General features: G+C 36.7%; 9 protein-coding genes and 1 pseudogene. 9 read left to right on the top strand and 1 reads right to left on the bottom strand.

Translation table 11 applies throughout. From position 1 onward, the window contains the following. The first annotated feature begins 26 nt into the window (after window positions 1–26). From JCM15092_RS07910 to JCM15092_RS07870, 9 genes and pseudogenes are all read left to right on the top strand, one after another. Window positions 27–2,501: a glutaminase family protein gene (locus JCM15092_RS07910; RefSeq protein ID WP_024994194.1), complete on the top strand. Its 2,475-nt coding sequence runs from the start codon at window positions 27–29 to the stop codon at window positions 2,499–2,501. Then, window positions 2,498–4,788: pseudogene (locus tag JCM15092_RS15415) on the top strand (GH92 family glycosyl hydrolase). The gene JCM15092_RS07910 and the pseudogene JCM15092_RS15415 overlap by 4 nt, the downstream one beginning before the upstream one ends. Before the next feature lie 4 nt (window positions 4,789–4,792). Further along, a complete protein-coding gene (locus JCM15092_RS07900) occupies window positions 4,793–6,250 on the top strand; it encodes a glycoside hydrolase family 125 protein (protein WP_024994193.1) in 1,458 nt (485 codons plus the stop codon). A gap of 378 nt (window positions 6,251–6,628) precedes the next feature. Further along, window positions 6,629–8,125 (top strand): 2-isopropylmalate synthase, encoded by a 1,497-nt coding sequence (locus JCM15092_RS07895; RefSeq protein ID WP_024994192.1) that lies wholly within the window; start codon window positions 6,629–6,631, stop codon window positions 8,123–8,125. A 4-nt stretch (window positions 8,126–8,129) separates the two neighbouring features. Beyond that, window positions 8,130–9,512 (top strand): 3-isopropylmalate dehydratase large subunit, encoded by a 1,383-nt coding sequence (gene leuC / locus JCM15092_RS07890; RefSeq protein ID WP_024994191.1) that lies wholly within the window; start codon window positions 8,130–8,132, stop codon window positions 9,510–9,512. Window positions 9,513–9,581: 69 nt separating this feature from the next. Then, window positions 9,582–10,178 carry a 3-isopropylmalate dehydratase small subunit gene (gene leuD, locus JCM15092_RS07885; RefSeq protein WP_024994190.1) on the top strand — a complete coding sequence of 199 codons (597 nt, stop codon included), beginning with the start codon at window positions 9,582–9,584 and terminating at the stop codon, window positions 10,176–10,178. Then, window positions 10,157–11,701 carry a hydroxymethylglutaryl-CoA lyase-like TIM-barrel protein gene (locus JCM15092_RS07880; protein ID WP_024994189.1) on the top strand — a complete coding sequence of 515 codons (1,545 nt, stop codon included), beginning with the start codon at window positions 10,157–10,159 and terminating at the stop codon, window positions 11,699–11,701. The genes leuD and JCM15092_RS07880 overlap by 22 nt, the downstream gene beginning before the upstream one ends. An 11-nt stretch (window positions 11,702–11,712) precedes the next feature. Beyond that, window positions 11,713–12,774 carry a 3-isopropylmalate dehydrogenase gene (leuB, locus tag JCM15092_RS07875; protein ID WP_024994188.1) on the top strand — a complete coding sequence of 354 codons (1,062 nt, stop codon included), beginning with the start codon at window positions 11,713–11,715 and terminating at the stop codon, window positions 12,772–12,774. Window positions 12,775–13,013: 239 nt separating this feature from the next. Then, window positions 13,014–13,835, top strand: coding sequence for a tetratricopeptide repeat protein (locus JCM15092_RS07870; RefSeq protein ID WP_024994187.1), 822 nt, complete (start codon window positions 13,014–13,016; stop codon window positions 13,833–13,835). 27 nt (window positions 13,836–13,862) lie between these two features. On the opposite strand, the gene recQ is transcribed toward JCM15092_RS07870, so the two are convergent. Further along, the gene (recQ, locus tag JCM15092_RS07865; RefSeq protein ID WP_024994186.1) at window positions 13,863–15,677 is read right to left on the bottom strand and encodes a DNA helicase RecQ; all 1,815 of its coding nucleotides are present in this window, start codon (window positions 15,675–15,677) and stop codon (window positions 13,863–13,865) included. Between the last annotated feature and the right edge of the window lie 108 nt (window positions 15,678–15,785).

The raw sequence follows: 15,785 nt of genomic DNA, 5'->3' as shown, positions 1-15,785 counted from the left end.
AATTGGAAATAATAAATTAAATAGTGATGAAAACAAACTTTATTTTAATTGCTTTCTTACTAAGTATTGCAGGTATATGCAAAGGTGAGATACGACAAAACGATGATGGTAATTTACGTGCATCAGCTTATCCGCTCATAACAATTGACCCTTACACATCTGGATGGTCTTTTGGAGATAATCTTTACGATGGCCCAGTGAAACATTGGACAGGAAAAGATTTTCCAATGATAGGTGTAGCTAAGGTAGATGGGAAATTATATAGGTTTATGGGAGCTGAGGATGTGGAATTGCTTCCTTTGGTAAAGACAAGTGAACAAGGGGAATGGACTGCGAAATATACAACTGATCAACCTGCATCAGGATGGGAAACAAAGAATTTTGATGACAGCAGTTGGAAATCTGGAAGAGCTGCATTTGGAACAAAAGAAGAGATAACAGCTAAGACTCAGTGGAATGAGAAATATATTTGGGTAAGAAGAGAGTTTGAGTTAAATGATGATTTGAAGGGAAAAAGTATATTCCTTGAATATTCTCATGATGATGACGTTATAATATATGTAAATGGAATTAAAGTAGTAGACACAGGTAATAGTTGCAAGAAAAATGTATTACAGAAACTTGCTCCTGGAGTTGTAAGTACTCTAAAGAAAGGCCGTAATATAATTTCTGCGTATTGTTACAATCGTGTTGGAGGTGCGTTGCTTGACTTCGGACTTATGCTCGAGAAGGAAAACTATAAGTTTTTTAATTCACAGGCAAAACAGTTATCTGCGCAGGTAAAGCCATTGCAAACTCTTTATAAATTCGAATGTGGTCCTATCAACTTAGATCTTACATTTACAGCACCATTACTTATGGATGACATTGACTTGATGAGCCGTCCAATAAACTATATCTCTTATTCTGTTGAATCAAGAGATGGAAAAAAGCATGATGTAGATATCTATTTTGAAGCTTCTCCACGATGGGCACTGGATGTACCTTATCAAGAATCTGTCACTGAAGAATCTGTTGAGAACAATATGGTTTACTTGAGAACTGGAAGCAAAGCTCAAAATATACTTAAAAAGAAAGGTGATGATGTAAGAATTGATTGGGGATATTTTTATATGGTTGCCGATAAGGATAACAGCAGATATTCTGTAGGTGACACCAAACTCATCAGGAGGTCTTTCCTTTTAGGAAAGAGTGTAAAAGTAATATCTGAAACACAGAATAACTTTGCCATTATCAAAGAACTAGGTAAGGTAAGCTCTTCTAAGGGATATATTATGTTGGGATATGATGATATATTCTCAATACAGTATTTCAATGAGAACCTCCGACCATATTGGAACAGAAATGGTAATAAGAATATTAAGAAAGAGTTTGTAAATGCTTCAAAAGAATACACATCTATTATAAACAGATGCAACTCCTTTGATAAAAAAATGATGGAGGATGCATCAAGAATAGGAGGAGATGAATATGCACAGCTTTGTGCTTTAGCATATAGACAAGCCATTGCAGCTCATAAGTTAGTTCAGGCCCCTAATGGTGATCTGCTTTTCTTGTCGAAGGAAAATTTAAGCAATGGGTCAATAGGTACTGTGGATATAACCTATCCATCTTCTCCAATGTTCCTATTATATAATACCGAATTAGCAAAGGGACTTCTTAACCATATATTCTATTATAGCGAGAGTGGTAGATGGAATAAACCTTTTGCAGCTCATGATGTGGGAACTTACCCTTTAGCCAACGGACAGACTTACGGTGGTGATATGCCTGTTGAAGAGAGTGGAAACATGCTGATAGTGACAGCTGCAATAGCAGCTATGGACGGCAATGCCGAATATGCAAGGAAACATTGGGATGTACTTACCATATGGACTGACTATCTTGTCGGGAATGGACTTGACCCTGAAAATCAGTTATGTACTGATGACTTCGCAGGACATTTTGCTCATAATGCAAACTTGTCTGTAAAAGCTATTCTAGGTATAGCCTCTTATGGTTATCTGGCCGATATGCTTGGCAAGAGAGAACTGGGTGAGAAATATACATCTATAGCAAAGGATATGGCTAGCAAATGGGAGAAGATGGCTAATGACGGAGATCATTATCGATTGACATTTGACAAACCGGGTACATGGAGCCAGAAATATAACCTTGTTTGGGATAAAATATTGAACTTGGGGATATTCTCTCCAGCCATTGCTGAGAAAGAGATACCATTCTATCTTACTAAACAGAACGAATATGGCCTTCCTCTTGATAGCCGTGAGACATATACCAAGACAGACTGGATAATATGGACAGCTACTCTGGCAAAAGATAAAGAGACATTCCAGAAATTCATATCTCCTATATATAAGTATGTAGGGGCTACTCCGGACCGTATTCCTATGTCCGACTGGGTATATACAATAGAACCAAGACAGAGAGGATTTCAGGCTCGTTCGGTAGTTGGAGGATATTTTATTAAAATGCTTGATAACAAAATAAATAAAAGATGATAAAGAGAGGTGTTTCAATACTGGTAATATTTTTGTTTGTTCTAGGTAAGATAGATGCAAAGATAGTTACTGATCCTGTTGATTACGTAAGTACATTAGTAGGAAGCGAATCAAAACATGCATTGTCAACGGGAAATACATATCCTGCTATAGCGATGCCTTGGGGAATGAACTTCTGGACTCCACAGACAGGAGTGATGGGAGATGGATGGGCTTATGTGTATAGTGCTGATAAGATACGAGGTTTCAAACAGACACATCAACCAAGTCCTTGGATAAATGATTATGGACAGTTTTCAATAATGCCAATCACAGGGAAACCGGTTTTGATCAGGATCAAAGAGCAAGTTGGTTTTCTCACAAGGCAGAGGTTGCAAAGCCATATTATTATAGTGTTTATCTTGCTGATTTTGATGTAACCACTGAAATTGCACCAACAGAGAGAGCTGCAGCGTTCAGATTCACTTTCCCGCAAAGTGATAACTCTTATGTCGTTATTGATGCTTTCGACAACGGTTCGTATGTTAAAATTATTCCATCAGAGAGAAAAATAATTGGTTACACCACAAAAAATAGCGGTGGTGTACCAGATAATTTTAAGAATTATTTTGTGATGGTTTTTGATAAACCATTTGACTTTAGTTCTGTAGTGAAGAGTGGTATAATTGATGATAATTCCCTTGAGGCAGTTGATTCGCATGCTGGTGGTATTATTGGATTTAAGACAAGTAAGGGAGAGAAAGTAAATGCTAAAGTTGCTTCATCTTTTATTAGTCACGAACAGGCTGAACTCAATCTGAAAGAGTTGGATGGTAAGAACTTTGATGAAGTAGCAAAAAACGGAAGAGAAAGATGGAATGAAGTATTGGGCCGCATTGAAGTCAATGACGACGATATAGATAATAAGAGAACGTTTTATTCGTGTCTATATAGATCATTACTTTTTCCAAGGGGGTTGTATGAATATAATAAGGATGGCAAAGTGGTACACTATAGTCCTTACAATGGGAAGGTTCTTCCTGGCTATATGTTTACAGATACAGGATTCTGGGATACTTTCCGCTGCCTTTTCCCATTCTTAAATTTGATGTATCCAAATATGAGTGAAAAGATTCAGGAAGGTCTTGTTAATACATATAAGGAGAGTGGATTCTTACAAGAGTGGGCGAGTCCTGGACATAGAGGATGCATGGTTGGAAACAACTCAGCTTCTGTTGTTGCAGATGCTTATTTAAAAGGAATACGCGGATATGATATTCAGTCTCTTTGGAAAGCTGTTAACCACGGAGCGAATAATGTTCATCCTCAAGTACAGTCTACCGGTAGATTAGGATATAAGGAATACAACAAGCTAGGTTATGTTCCATGTAATATTGGCATCAATGAGAGTGCAGCACGCACTTTAGAATATGCTTTTGATGATTGGAGCATTTATCAGCTTGGAAAGGCTTTGAAGAAACCAAAGAAGGAGATTGAAGTCTATGCCAAACGTGCGATGAACTATAAGAATCTTTACTATAAGGAGTTTAAACTTATGGCAGGTCGTAAGGCTGATGGCTCTTTTGAAGAAAATTTCAATCCTTTCAAATGGGGTGGCTCTTTTACAGAGGGCAATAGTCTGCATTATACATGGTCAGTATTTCATGATCCAAAAGGTCTGATCGATCTGATGGGTGGAGACAAGAACTTTAATATGATGCTTGATTCTGTTTTTATTCTTCCTCCTATTTTTGATAGTAGTTATTATCATGGAGTAATTCATGAGATTCGTGAGATGCAGATAATGAATTTTGGGAACTATGCTCACGGTAATCAGCCAATACAACATCTAATCTATTTGTATAATTATTCTGGTGAGCCATGGAAAACGCAATACTGGATAAGAAGAGTCATGGATCAGTTATATTCATCAGCTCCTGATGGATATTGTGGAGATGAGGACAATGGTCAGACATCAGCCTGGTATGTATTCTCTTCTTTAGGCTTTTATCCAGTTTGTCCCGGTTCAAATCAATATGTCCTAGGTACACCTTATTTTAATAATGTGAAATTGCATCTTGAGAACGGAAAAAGTGTTGAGATCAGTGCAGAGGATAATAGTCAGGAAAATAAATATATATTTGCAATGAAGGTCAATGGTAATGATTATTCTAGAAACTATATTACTCATGAACAACTTCTAGGTGGCATTAAGATTAATTTCAAGATGAGTGATAAACCAAATAAATCGCGTGGTATTAAGGAATCTGATTTCCCATACTCATTTAGTAATGAACTAAAAAAATGATTTTATGAAGAGAAGATATTTGTGCCCTTTTGTATTTACTGTTTTGTTTGCATATGGTGAATCTACCTATTCTAACGTAGTTCAGAAAATAGAATTTACAGTAGTCAATGATGCTATAGTAAAGAATAACAGACCTAAGGTGAACGAGCGTCTTTTTCGCTCTAAAGCTGTAGATGAGAAGATTGAACGGGTATGCAAACTAATCAGTAATGCAAAGTTATCGTGGATGTTTGCAAACTGTTTTCCAAATACTTTGGATACAACAGTACATTACTCAAAATCGGATAATGGCAAACCTGATACTTTTGTCTATACAGGTGATATTCATGCTATGTGGCTCAGAGATTCGGGAGCACAGGTATGGCCTTATGTACAATTGGCAAATTCAGATCCTGAATTAAAAAGTATGCTAGAAGGAGTTATCCGTAGGCAATTTAAGTGTATTAATATTGATCCCTATGCTAATGCTTTTAATAATGGGGCAATACCTGATGGCCATTGGATGAGTGATAAGACTGATATGAAACCAGAACTTCATGAACGTAAATGGGAGATAGATTCATTATGTTATCCTCTTCGTCTTGCCTATCACTATTGGAAAGTCACCGGTGATACTTCTATTTTCGATGATGCATGGATAAATGCAATAAAGAATATCTTAATTACATTTAAAGACCAGCAGAGAAAGAATGACAGAGGGAAATATAAATTCCAACGTGTTACAGAAAGAGCGCTTGATACTTTATGCAATGATGGCCTGGGGACTCCTGTAAATCCTGTCGGACTTATTGCTTCATCATTCCGCCCTTCGGATGATGCTACTACATTTCAGTTCTTAGTACCATCAAATTTCTTTGCAGTATCTTCATTGAAAAAGGCTGCAGAGATACTTAAGGATGTAAATAAGAATAATGAACTCTCAAATGAGTGTACCCAACTTGCTAATGAGGTAGAAAATGCATTGAAGAAATATGCAGTATATAACCATCCTAAATATGGCAAGATATATGCATTCGAAGTTGATGGATTCGGGAATCAGATGCTTATGGATGATGCAAATGTACCAAGTCTTTTGGCTATGCCATATCTTGGTGATGTAGATTTAAATGATCAGATATATAAAAATACAAGAAAGTTTGTCTGGAGTAATGATAATCCATATTTCTTTAAAGGTAATGCAGGTGAAGGTATTGGTGGACCTCATGTGGGCTATGATATGATTTGGCCAATGAGTATAATGATGAGGGCTTTCACCAGTAAAGATGATACAGAGATAAAACAATGTATCAAGATGTTGATGGATACAGATGCTGGAACTGGATTTATTCATGAATCATTTAACAAGGATGATGCTTCAAAGTTTACCAGAGCCTGGTTTGCATGGCAGAATACATTGTTTGGAGAACTTATTTTGAAACTTATTGATGAAGGTAAATTAGATTTATTGAATAGTATTAAGTAACTTTACATTGTTTATATGGCTGTTTCTATTAGTTTTCAGCCATATATTTTAAATATGGCAATTCATTAATTTTTAGTTTTAACGAGAAAATGATACAATAATCAACGTAATAGTGAGAAATCGTAAATTTTTTCGATAAAAAAGATACAATTTATTTTGCGTGTTAGAAAAAAGCTATAACTTTGCAGCCATAAAGAAGAAGATTATGATTATTTCTATACATATTTTGCTATGCGGTATTATTATTCTACTGGCCAGGTCAGCGGGAAGTGAGTGTTGTGCATAAATGTATACAAAGAAGATATATTGAGCCTTTCTCACTTCCCAGTGAGAGAGGCTTTTTTATTTGTGATTAGTAATAAATTGATTCGAAAGTATATGAGTGAAAGATTGTTTATTTTTGATACCACTCTTAGAGATGGTGAACAAGTCCCAGGTTGTCAGCTGAACACAGTAGAGAAAATTCAGGTAGCCAGACAGCTTGAGCTATTGGGCGTTGACATTATTGAAGCAGGTTTTCCTATTTCAAGTCCAGGTGATTTCAATTCAGTTATTGAGATTTCAAAGGCAGTTACATGGCCAACAATTTGTGCTCTTACAAGAGCTGTTGAAAAAGATATAGATGTCGCTGCTGAGGCGCTGAAATATGCAAAGCGAAAAAGAATTCATACAGGTATTGGAACTTCAGAATCTCATATTAAATATAAGTTCAACTCTTCTAAAGATGAGATTATAGAGCGTGCCGTAGCAGCAGTGAAATACGCAAAGAGATATGTAGAAGATGTAGAGTTCTATGCTGAGGATGCAGGTAGAACTGATAACGAATATCTTGCTAGAGTCGTAGAGGCGGTAATTAAAGCTGGTGCTACTGTAGTCAATATCCCTGACACTACCGGTTATTGCTTGCCTGATGAGTATGGCGCTAAAATTAAATATCTTATGGAGAATGTAGGTAATATTGATAAAGCAATAATATCTACCCATTGTCATAATGATCTAGGAATGGCAACAGCTAATACTATGAGTGGAGTTATCAATGGAGCACGTCAGGTTGAGGTTACAATCAATGGTATTGGAGAGCGTGCCGGTAATACCTCATTAGAAGAGGTTGCAATGATTGTAAAATGTCATAATAACATAGATGTTCAGACTAATATCAATACACAGAAGATATATCCTATAAGTAGGATGGTATCGAGTTTAATGAATATGCCTGTTCAACCTAATAAAGCTATTGTTGGTAGAAACGCTTTTGCTCACTCTTCAGGGATCCATCAAGATGGAGTCTTGAAAAATGTTCAGACCTACGAGATTATAGACCCTAAAGATGTTGGTATAGATGATAATGCTATTGTATTGACAGCTAGGAGTGGTAGAGCGGCTTTAAAGCATAGACTTACAGTTCTTGGTGTTGATATGGATCAGGATAAGCTTGATAAGGTTTACGAAGATTTCCTAAAGTTAGCTGATAAAAAGAAGGATATCACAGATGATGATATACTAGTTCTTGCAGGTGCTGATCGCAGCATGAATCACCATATCAAACTTGACTATCTTCAGGTTACAAGTGGAGTAGGTGTCAGATCTGTTGCAAGCATAGGAATTTCTATCTCTGGTGAACATTTTGAAGCAGCTGCATCTGGTAATGGACCTGTTGATGCTGCAATAAAGGCATTGAAGAAGATTATTGACCGACAGATGGTTCTCAAGGAGTTCACAATTCAGGCAATAAGCAAGGGAAGTGATGATATGGGAAAAGTTCATATGCAAGTTGAATTTGATGGTCAGATGTATTATGGATTTGGTGCAAACACAGATATCATAGCTGCATCTGTAGAGGCATATATTGATTGTATAAATAAGTTCAGAAAATAATATTATGGCAAATACTTTATTTGATAAAATATGGGATTCACATGTAGTTCAAGTTGTTGATGATGGTCCCAACCAGTTATATATTGACAGACTATACTGTCATGAGGTGACAAGCCCACAAGCTTTTGAAGGCATGAAGAATAGGAACCTGAAATGTTTCCGTCCTGATAAGATAGTGTGTATACCCGATCACAATACACCAACTCATGATCAGGATAAGCTTATTGAGGATTCTGTATCAAGGAATCAGGTAGATGCTCTGGAAAAGAATGCAAAGGATTTCGGCTTATCATATTTTGGAATGATGCATCCTAAGAATGGTATCATCCATGTAGTAGGTCCGGAAAGAGGACTTACTCTACCAGGAATGACAATTGTATGTGGCGACTCGCATACATCTACTCATGGGGCTATGGGAGCAGTCGCTTTTGGTATCGGTACAAGTGAAGTTGAGATGGTAATGGCTTCTCAATGCATACTTCAGTCACGTCCAAAGACAATGAGGATTACTGTTGATGGTAAGTTAGGTAAAGGAGTCACCTCTAAGGATGTTGCTCTCTATATGATGTCGAAGATGACTACCAGTGGCGCAACAGGATATTTTGTTGAGTACGCAGGAGAGGTAGTAAAGGAACTTTCTATGGAAGGAAGGCTTACATTATGTAATCTTAGTATTGAGATGGGAGCAAGAGGAGGTATGATTGCACCTGATGAGAAGACTATCGAATATCTGAAAGGAAGAGAATATGCTCCTAAGGGAGAAGAGTGGGATAAGGCGGTTGAATATTGGAAGACTTTGAGGAGTGATGATGATGCACAATTTGACAAAGAAGTTAAGTTTGATGCTGCTGATATTCAGCCAATGATAACATATGGTACAAACCCAGGCATGGGAATGGCTATTAATGATACAATACCTTACGATGATAGCGACTCATTCAAGAAATCTATGAACTATATGGGTTTCAACTCTGGCGAACAACTATTGGGTAAGAAAATAGACTATGTATTCCTTGGTGCTTGTACAAATGGAAGAATTGAAGATTTCAGAGCTTTTGCATCTATAGTAAAAGGAAAGAAGAGAGCGGAGAATGTAACAGCATGGCTTGTTCCTGGTTCTTGGATGGTACTTGAGCAGATAAAGAGTGAAGGAATAGATAAGATCTTGACAGATGCTGATTTCAAGATACGTCAACCGGGATGTTCTGCTTGTCTGGCAATGAATGATGATAAGATCCCAGCAGGAAAATATTCTGTGTCAACAAGTAACCGAAACTTTGAAGGTAGACAAGGTCCTGGTGCCCGTACTCTACTTGCAAGTCCTCTTGTTGCAGCAGCTGCAGCTATCACAGGTGTTATTACAGACCCAAGAGAATTGATAAACTAACTGAAACTTTTATAAATATAGATTAAAGCAACAGTAGATTTATGATACTGTAATATAAATAATAGTACAATGAAACAGAAATTTAATATAATAAATAGCACTTGCATCCCTCTTCCTCTTGAGAATGTTGATACAGACCAGATTATACCTGCTCGTTTCCTTAAGGCAACTACTAAAGAAGAGAAATATTTCGGAGATAACCTTTTCCGTGATTGGAGATATAATGCAGATGGAACATTGAATAAAGATTTTGTCCTGAATAATCCTAAATATAAAGGTGAAATCCTGGTAGCAGGTAAAAACTTCGGCTCTGGATCTAGTCGTGAGCATGCAGCGTGGGCTATTGCCGGTTATGGATTTAGAGTGGTTATATCCAGCTTCTTTGCTGATATACATCGTAATAACGAGCTTAATAACTTTGTATTACCGGTGGTCGTTAGCGAAAGTTTTTTACAAGAACTATTCGATTCTATTAATAAGAATCCTGATATGAAAGTTGAGGTAGATCTTCCTGCTCAAAAGGTTACAAACATGGATACAGGAAGAAGTGAGTCATTTGAGATCAATGCATACAAGAAACATTGCCTGATGAATGGACTTGACGATATAGATTTTCTTTTAAGCAATAAGAATAAAATAGAAGAATGGGAAAAAGTGTCCAAATAGAGATAATGGATACAACTCTTCGGGATGGCGAGCAGACCAGCGGTGTCTCTTTTGTCCCTCACGAAAAGTTGATGATTGCCCGGCTACTTCTTGAAGAACTTAAGGTAGACAGAGTTGAGGTCGGCTCCGCAAGGGTTTCCGATGGCGAATATGAAGCTGTGGAAATGATTTGCGATTGGGCTGCTAGAAGAAACATGTTACATAGGGTAGAGGTACTTGGTTTTGTTGATGGTCATTCTTCAGTTGATTGGATTAACAGATGCGGATGTAAAGTGTTGAACCTGCTTTGTAAAGGTTCATGCAAACATTGCACACAGCAACTAGCTAAGTCGCCAGAGGAACATATCAAGGATATTCTTAATGTTATTGCATATGCTGATGACAATGATATATCAGTAAACGTTTATCTTGAAGATTGGAGTAATGGTATAAAAGAGTCTCCTGAATATGTCTTCAATCTTGTTGAAGCTTTGTCTAAAACAAGTGTAAAGAGGTTTATGCTTCCTGATACTCTTGGTATTCTAAATCCTCTTCAGGTTATAGAATACATGCGCAAGATGAAGAAACGTTTTCCGAAACTTCATTTTGATTTCCATGCTCATAATGACTATGATCTGGCTGTAAGTAATGTGCTTGCCGCAGTATTGAGTGGAGTGAAGGGGTTGCACACTACTATAAACGGACTTGGTGAGAGAGCTGGTAATGCACCTCTTGCAAGTGTTCAGGCTATCCTGAGTGATCATTTTGATGCTGTTACAAACATTGATGAGAGCAAACTGAATGATGTAAGTAAAGTAGTTGAGTCTTATTCAGGTATTACAATACCACCCAACCAGCCTATAGTAGGTGAGAATGTGTTTACACAGGTTGCCGGAGTGCATGCTGATGGTGACAATAAAAACAATCTCTATTGCAACTCGCTCCTTCCTGAGAGATTCGGACGAAAGCGTGAATATGCACTTGGAAAGACCAGTGGTAAAGCAAATATTCTTAAAAACCTTCAGGACATTGGACTTAAACTTGATGAAGATTCAATGCGTAAGGTTACTGAAAGAATTATAGAACTTGGTGATAAGAAAGAGCTCGTTACACAGGAAGACCTTCCATACATTGTTTCGGATGTACTGAAACATGGTGTTATGGATGAATCAGTGAGGCTAAAGAACTATATAGTCACTCTTGCACAAGGACTTAAGCCTCTGGCTAATGTTAAGATAGAGATAAATGGGATAGAATATGAGGAGAACTCAAGTGGTGATGGTCAGTATGATGCTTTTGTAAGGGCATTGAGAAAAATATATAAGACTACACTTCACCGTAGTTTCCCTATGCTTACAAATTATGCTGTAACTATTCCTCCAGGTGGAAGAACAGATGCTTTTGTGCAAACTGTAATAACATGGAGTTTCGAAGACAAAATATTCAGAACCAGAGGACTTGATGCCGACCAGACAGAAGCAGCGATAAAGGCAACTATCAAGATGTTGAATATCATTGAAAGCAAATACAATACCAATAAATAAAAGATAATAATATGAATTTTAATATAGCAGTTTTACCGGGAGATGGTATAGGACCAGAGATATCTGTACAAGGAGTAAATGTGATGAATGCGGTTTGCAATAAATTCTCACATTCTGTAAACTATAAATATGCAATCTGTGGAGCAGATGCAATTGATAAGGTTGGCGATCCTTTCCCTGAGGAGACTTTCGAGATATGTAATGAGGCTGATGCTGTTCTATTCTCAGCAGTAGGAGATCCGAAATTTGATAATAATCCAACAGCAAAGGTAAGACCTGAGCAGGGATTATTAGCTATGAGAAAGAAACTTGGGCTTTTTGCAAATATACGTCCTGTTGAGACATTTAAGTCTCTACTGTATAAATCTCCATTAAAAGAGGAAATTGTAAAAGATGCTGATTTTATCTGTATACGAGAGCTGACTGGTGGAATGTATTTCGGTGAAAAGTATCAGGATAATGATAAGGCATACGATACAAATATGTACACGCGTCCTGAGATAGAAAGAATTCTTAAAGTAGGGTTCGAATATGCGATGAAACGTCGTAAGCATCTTACTGTTGTCGATAAAGCAAATGTTTTGGCTTCATCACGTTTGTGGAGACAGATAGCTCAAGAGATGGCTCCTTCATATCCTGAAGTGACAACTGACTATATGTATGTTGACAATGCTGCAATGCGAATGATTCAGGAACCTGCTTTCTTTGATGTTATGGTTACAGAGAATACTTTTGGTGATATACTTACTGATGAGGGTTCGGTAATAAGTGGTTCTATGGGATTGCTTCCTTCAGCTTCAACAGGTGAGGGTACTCCGGTTTTTGAACCTATTCATGGATCATGGCCACAAGCAAAAGGGCTTAATATAGCTAATCCTTTAGCGCAGATATTATCTGTTGCGATGCTTTTCGAATATTTCAACTTAAAAGAAGAGGGTACTATTATTAGAAAAGCTGTTAATGCCTCTCTTGATGAGAATGTACGTACTCCGGATATTCAGGTTGAAGGTGGAAAGAAATATGGAACAAAAGAGGTTGGTGAATGGATTGCTGACTATATAAACAAACAATAGTTTAATATTGATACATGATATCGCTATATGTGATATAATGTTCTTATAGAAATTACAAATAGTAGTGAACATGGGGTATTTATATTATCTACATGTTCACTTCTTTTTTATAGCCATAAATTGAGTGTATTCATTTTTATTATAGCTGACATTATACTTTTGTTATGTTTTTTTAGTTAAATAGTAGTCGAATAGAGTGAATAATCAAATACTTTTGCACTGAACAATATAAATTTAAAATGAAACGTATTCTTCTATACATACTTTTTTTATTTGCAGCTCTGAGTGTTAATGCTCAGGAATATAGTGATATAGTAGAAAAGGCATTGAATTCAGCCAAGAAAGATAGTCTTGTGCAGGCTGAGAAACTCTTCCAACAAGCTCTTAAATCGGATCCTTCGAATATTCGAAATGCTTTGCTCTTTACAAATCTTGGTACTGTACAGAGGAGAATGGGTAAAAGTGATGAAGCTCTTAAGTCGTATTCTCTTTCTCTGAATATTACTCCATATTCTGTTGTTACTCTTCTAAATAGAGCATCTTTATATCTGGAGAGAAATAATTTTGATAAAGCATATATTGATTATTGTAACGTACTTGATATAGATAGATTTAATAAAGAGGCTCTTCTCTTCAGGGCTTATATCAATATGAACAGGAGAGAGTATAAAGAGGCTAGAATAGACTATAATGCTCTATTGTCGGAGGACAATAAGAACAGAACAGCACTTATTGGTCTTATTATATTGAATCAGAAGGAGCAAAAATATAGAGAAGCTATTGAATCAGTTGACAGGATGATAGTTGACAATCCTAAGGATGTTTCACTACTTAAGATTAAGGCTAATATAGAGATAGAGATGAATACTCTCGATCTAGCTCTAATTGACCTGGAGTCTGCTGCAAAACTTTCTCCTAATGATCCTGAGATATATGTTACCTGTGGTGACATATATATGGCGCAAAAGAAGAACAGAGAGGCTTATGTAGCTTATGAGAAAGCTGTATCACTTGGGACTCCTCGATCAGAACTTCGTGACAAACTAAAGGCTTCAAAGTAAAATATTTAAGGAATCTGTTCTTCTGGGTTATTTCCCTATGACTCTTTTTATAAGTGTTACAAACTCTTTACCGTATTTATCTCTTTTATATTCACTTATTCCACTTATGTTGCCTAACTCTTCTATTGTCATAGGTTTATAATGGACCATGAGATGAAGTGCCTTGTCTGAAAATACGATATATGGTGGTATAGCCTGTTGATCAGCTAATTTCCTTCTAAGTGCTCTTAACTCATCAAAAAGATTATTCTCTTCTATTCCTCCTTCTCCGGCAAAAATAAATAGTTGCTTTTCTTTAGTTGGGCTCTTTTTATTTATATTCACTTTCGTATCGTCACGGTTGATTATAACAAGTTCTGCCTTTTCAGATGAGAATAACACTTTCTTCCCACTTTCTGTTATCTTAATGTGATTGTTCTCGTTGTAGGCAATTTCAAAATATCCTAGATTTAACATCTGCAATAGATAGTCTTGCCAGTCTCTAGCAGATATATCTCTTCCTGCTCCGAATGTCTTTAGTCTATCGTATTCTTTGGATTTTACCTCTGTAGAATAATTACCTCTTAGTATATCAATAAGAACTCCAATAGAAATATTCTGATTGGCACGAGCAACAGCACTGAGAGCCTTCTGCACAGTTATTGTCCCATCGAACCTCTGAGGTGGATTTTTGCATACATCACAATGCCCGCAGTCGTGGTCCATACTCTCTCCGAAATAGTTTAGTAGGATTCTCCTTCTGCATATGTTGCTATCTGCATACTGCTGCATTCTGTGTAGTTTCTCCAGATTAATTTCCTGTTGTTTACTCTCTGCTGCAAATTTGTTCATAAGTATCATATCTGATAATGAGTAGAATAGGAGTGTTTCGCTAGCAAGCCCATCTCTTCCGGCTCGCCCTATCTCCTGATAGAAACTCTCTATACTTTTTGGCATGTTATAATGAATAACCCATCGCACGTTAGATTTGTCAATTCCCATACCAAATGCTACTGTAGCACAGACTATTTGGGCCCTGTCATTTATGAAATCTTCTTGTGCTTCATCTCTCTTAGCGGCACTAAGTCCGGCGTGGTAAATTGTTGCATTTATACCACTCTTCATAAGCATTTGGGCAACTGATTCCGTTTTGTTCCTGCTCATGCAGTATATTATTCCGCTCTCATTCTTATGCCTCCGAATAAAATCAATAATATACTTGTTTTTTTCTTTTTGTTGAAATCCTCTTTTAACCTCAAGACTTAAGTTGGGACGGTCGAACGATGATATGAATACTTCAGGATTCCTCATGTCCAACTGTTCAATAATATCACTTCTAGTAATCTTGTCTGCTGTTGCAGTTAATGCAACGATAGGAATTTCTGGAAATTGTGAACGTATGCACTTCAGTTGAGTATATTCTGGTCTGAAATCATGTCCCCATTGCGATATACAGTGGGCTTCGTCAATAGCGAAGAGAGCTATGTTGATGTCCTTTAGGAGAAAATTCATCTCAAGTAATAATCTCTCCGGAGATATATAGAGAAGTTTAACCTTGCCTTGAAGGCAATCTCGTTTAAGTATATAATTCTCTTCTTCACTGTTGGTACTGTTCAGCGCTCTTGCTGGAATACCATTCTCGATCAATGTTTCTACTTGATCTTTCATAAGAGATATTAGCGGTGAAACTACAATAGTAGTTCCTTCCATAAGAATTGCTGGGAGCTGATAGCATAAAGATTTACCTCCACCTGTTGGCATCAAGACCAGAGTATCCTTTTTGTCTATTATCTTTTCAATTATCTCTTTTTGTTGTTCCCTGAATTCTGTGAAGCCGAAATATTTCTTTAATTTTTGTAACATATTCGTTTATGGAGGCGATATTTAATTTCAACCAAATATAATAAATTATTCATCAATATAAATGTATAATTATGTAACTAATCGTAATGAATTAAAAAAAAGTTCTTT

Origin of the sequence: Phocaeicola paurosaccharolyticus JCM 15092 (assembly GCF_000613805.1) — a bacterium.
Lineage (GTDB): Bacteria > Bacteroidota > Bacteroidia > Bacteroidales > Bacteroidaceae > Phocaeicola > Phocaeicola paurosaccharolyticus.
This window is presented reverse-complemented; position numbering and strand designations above follow the sequence as displayed.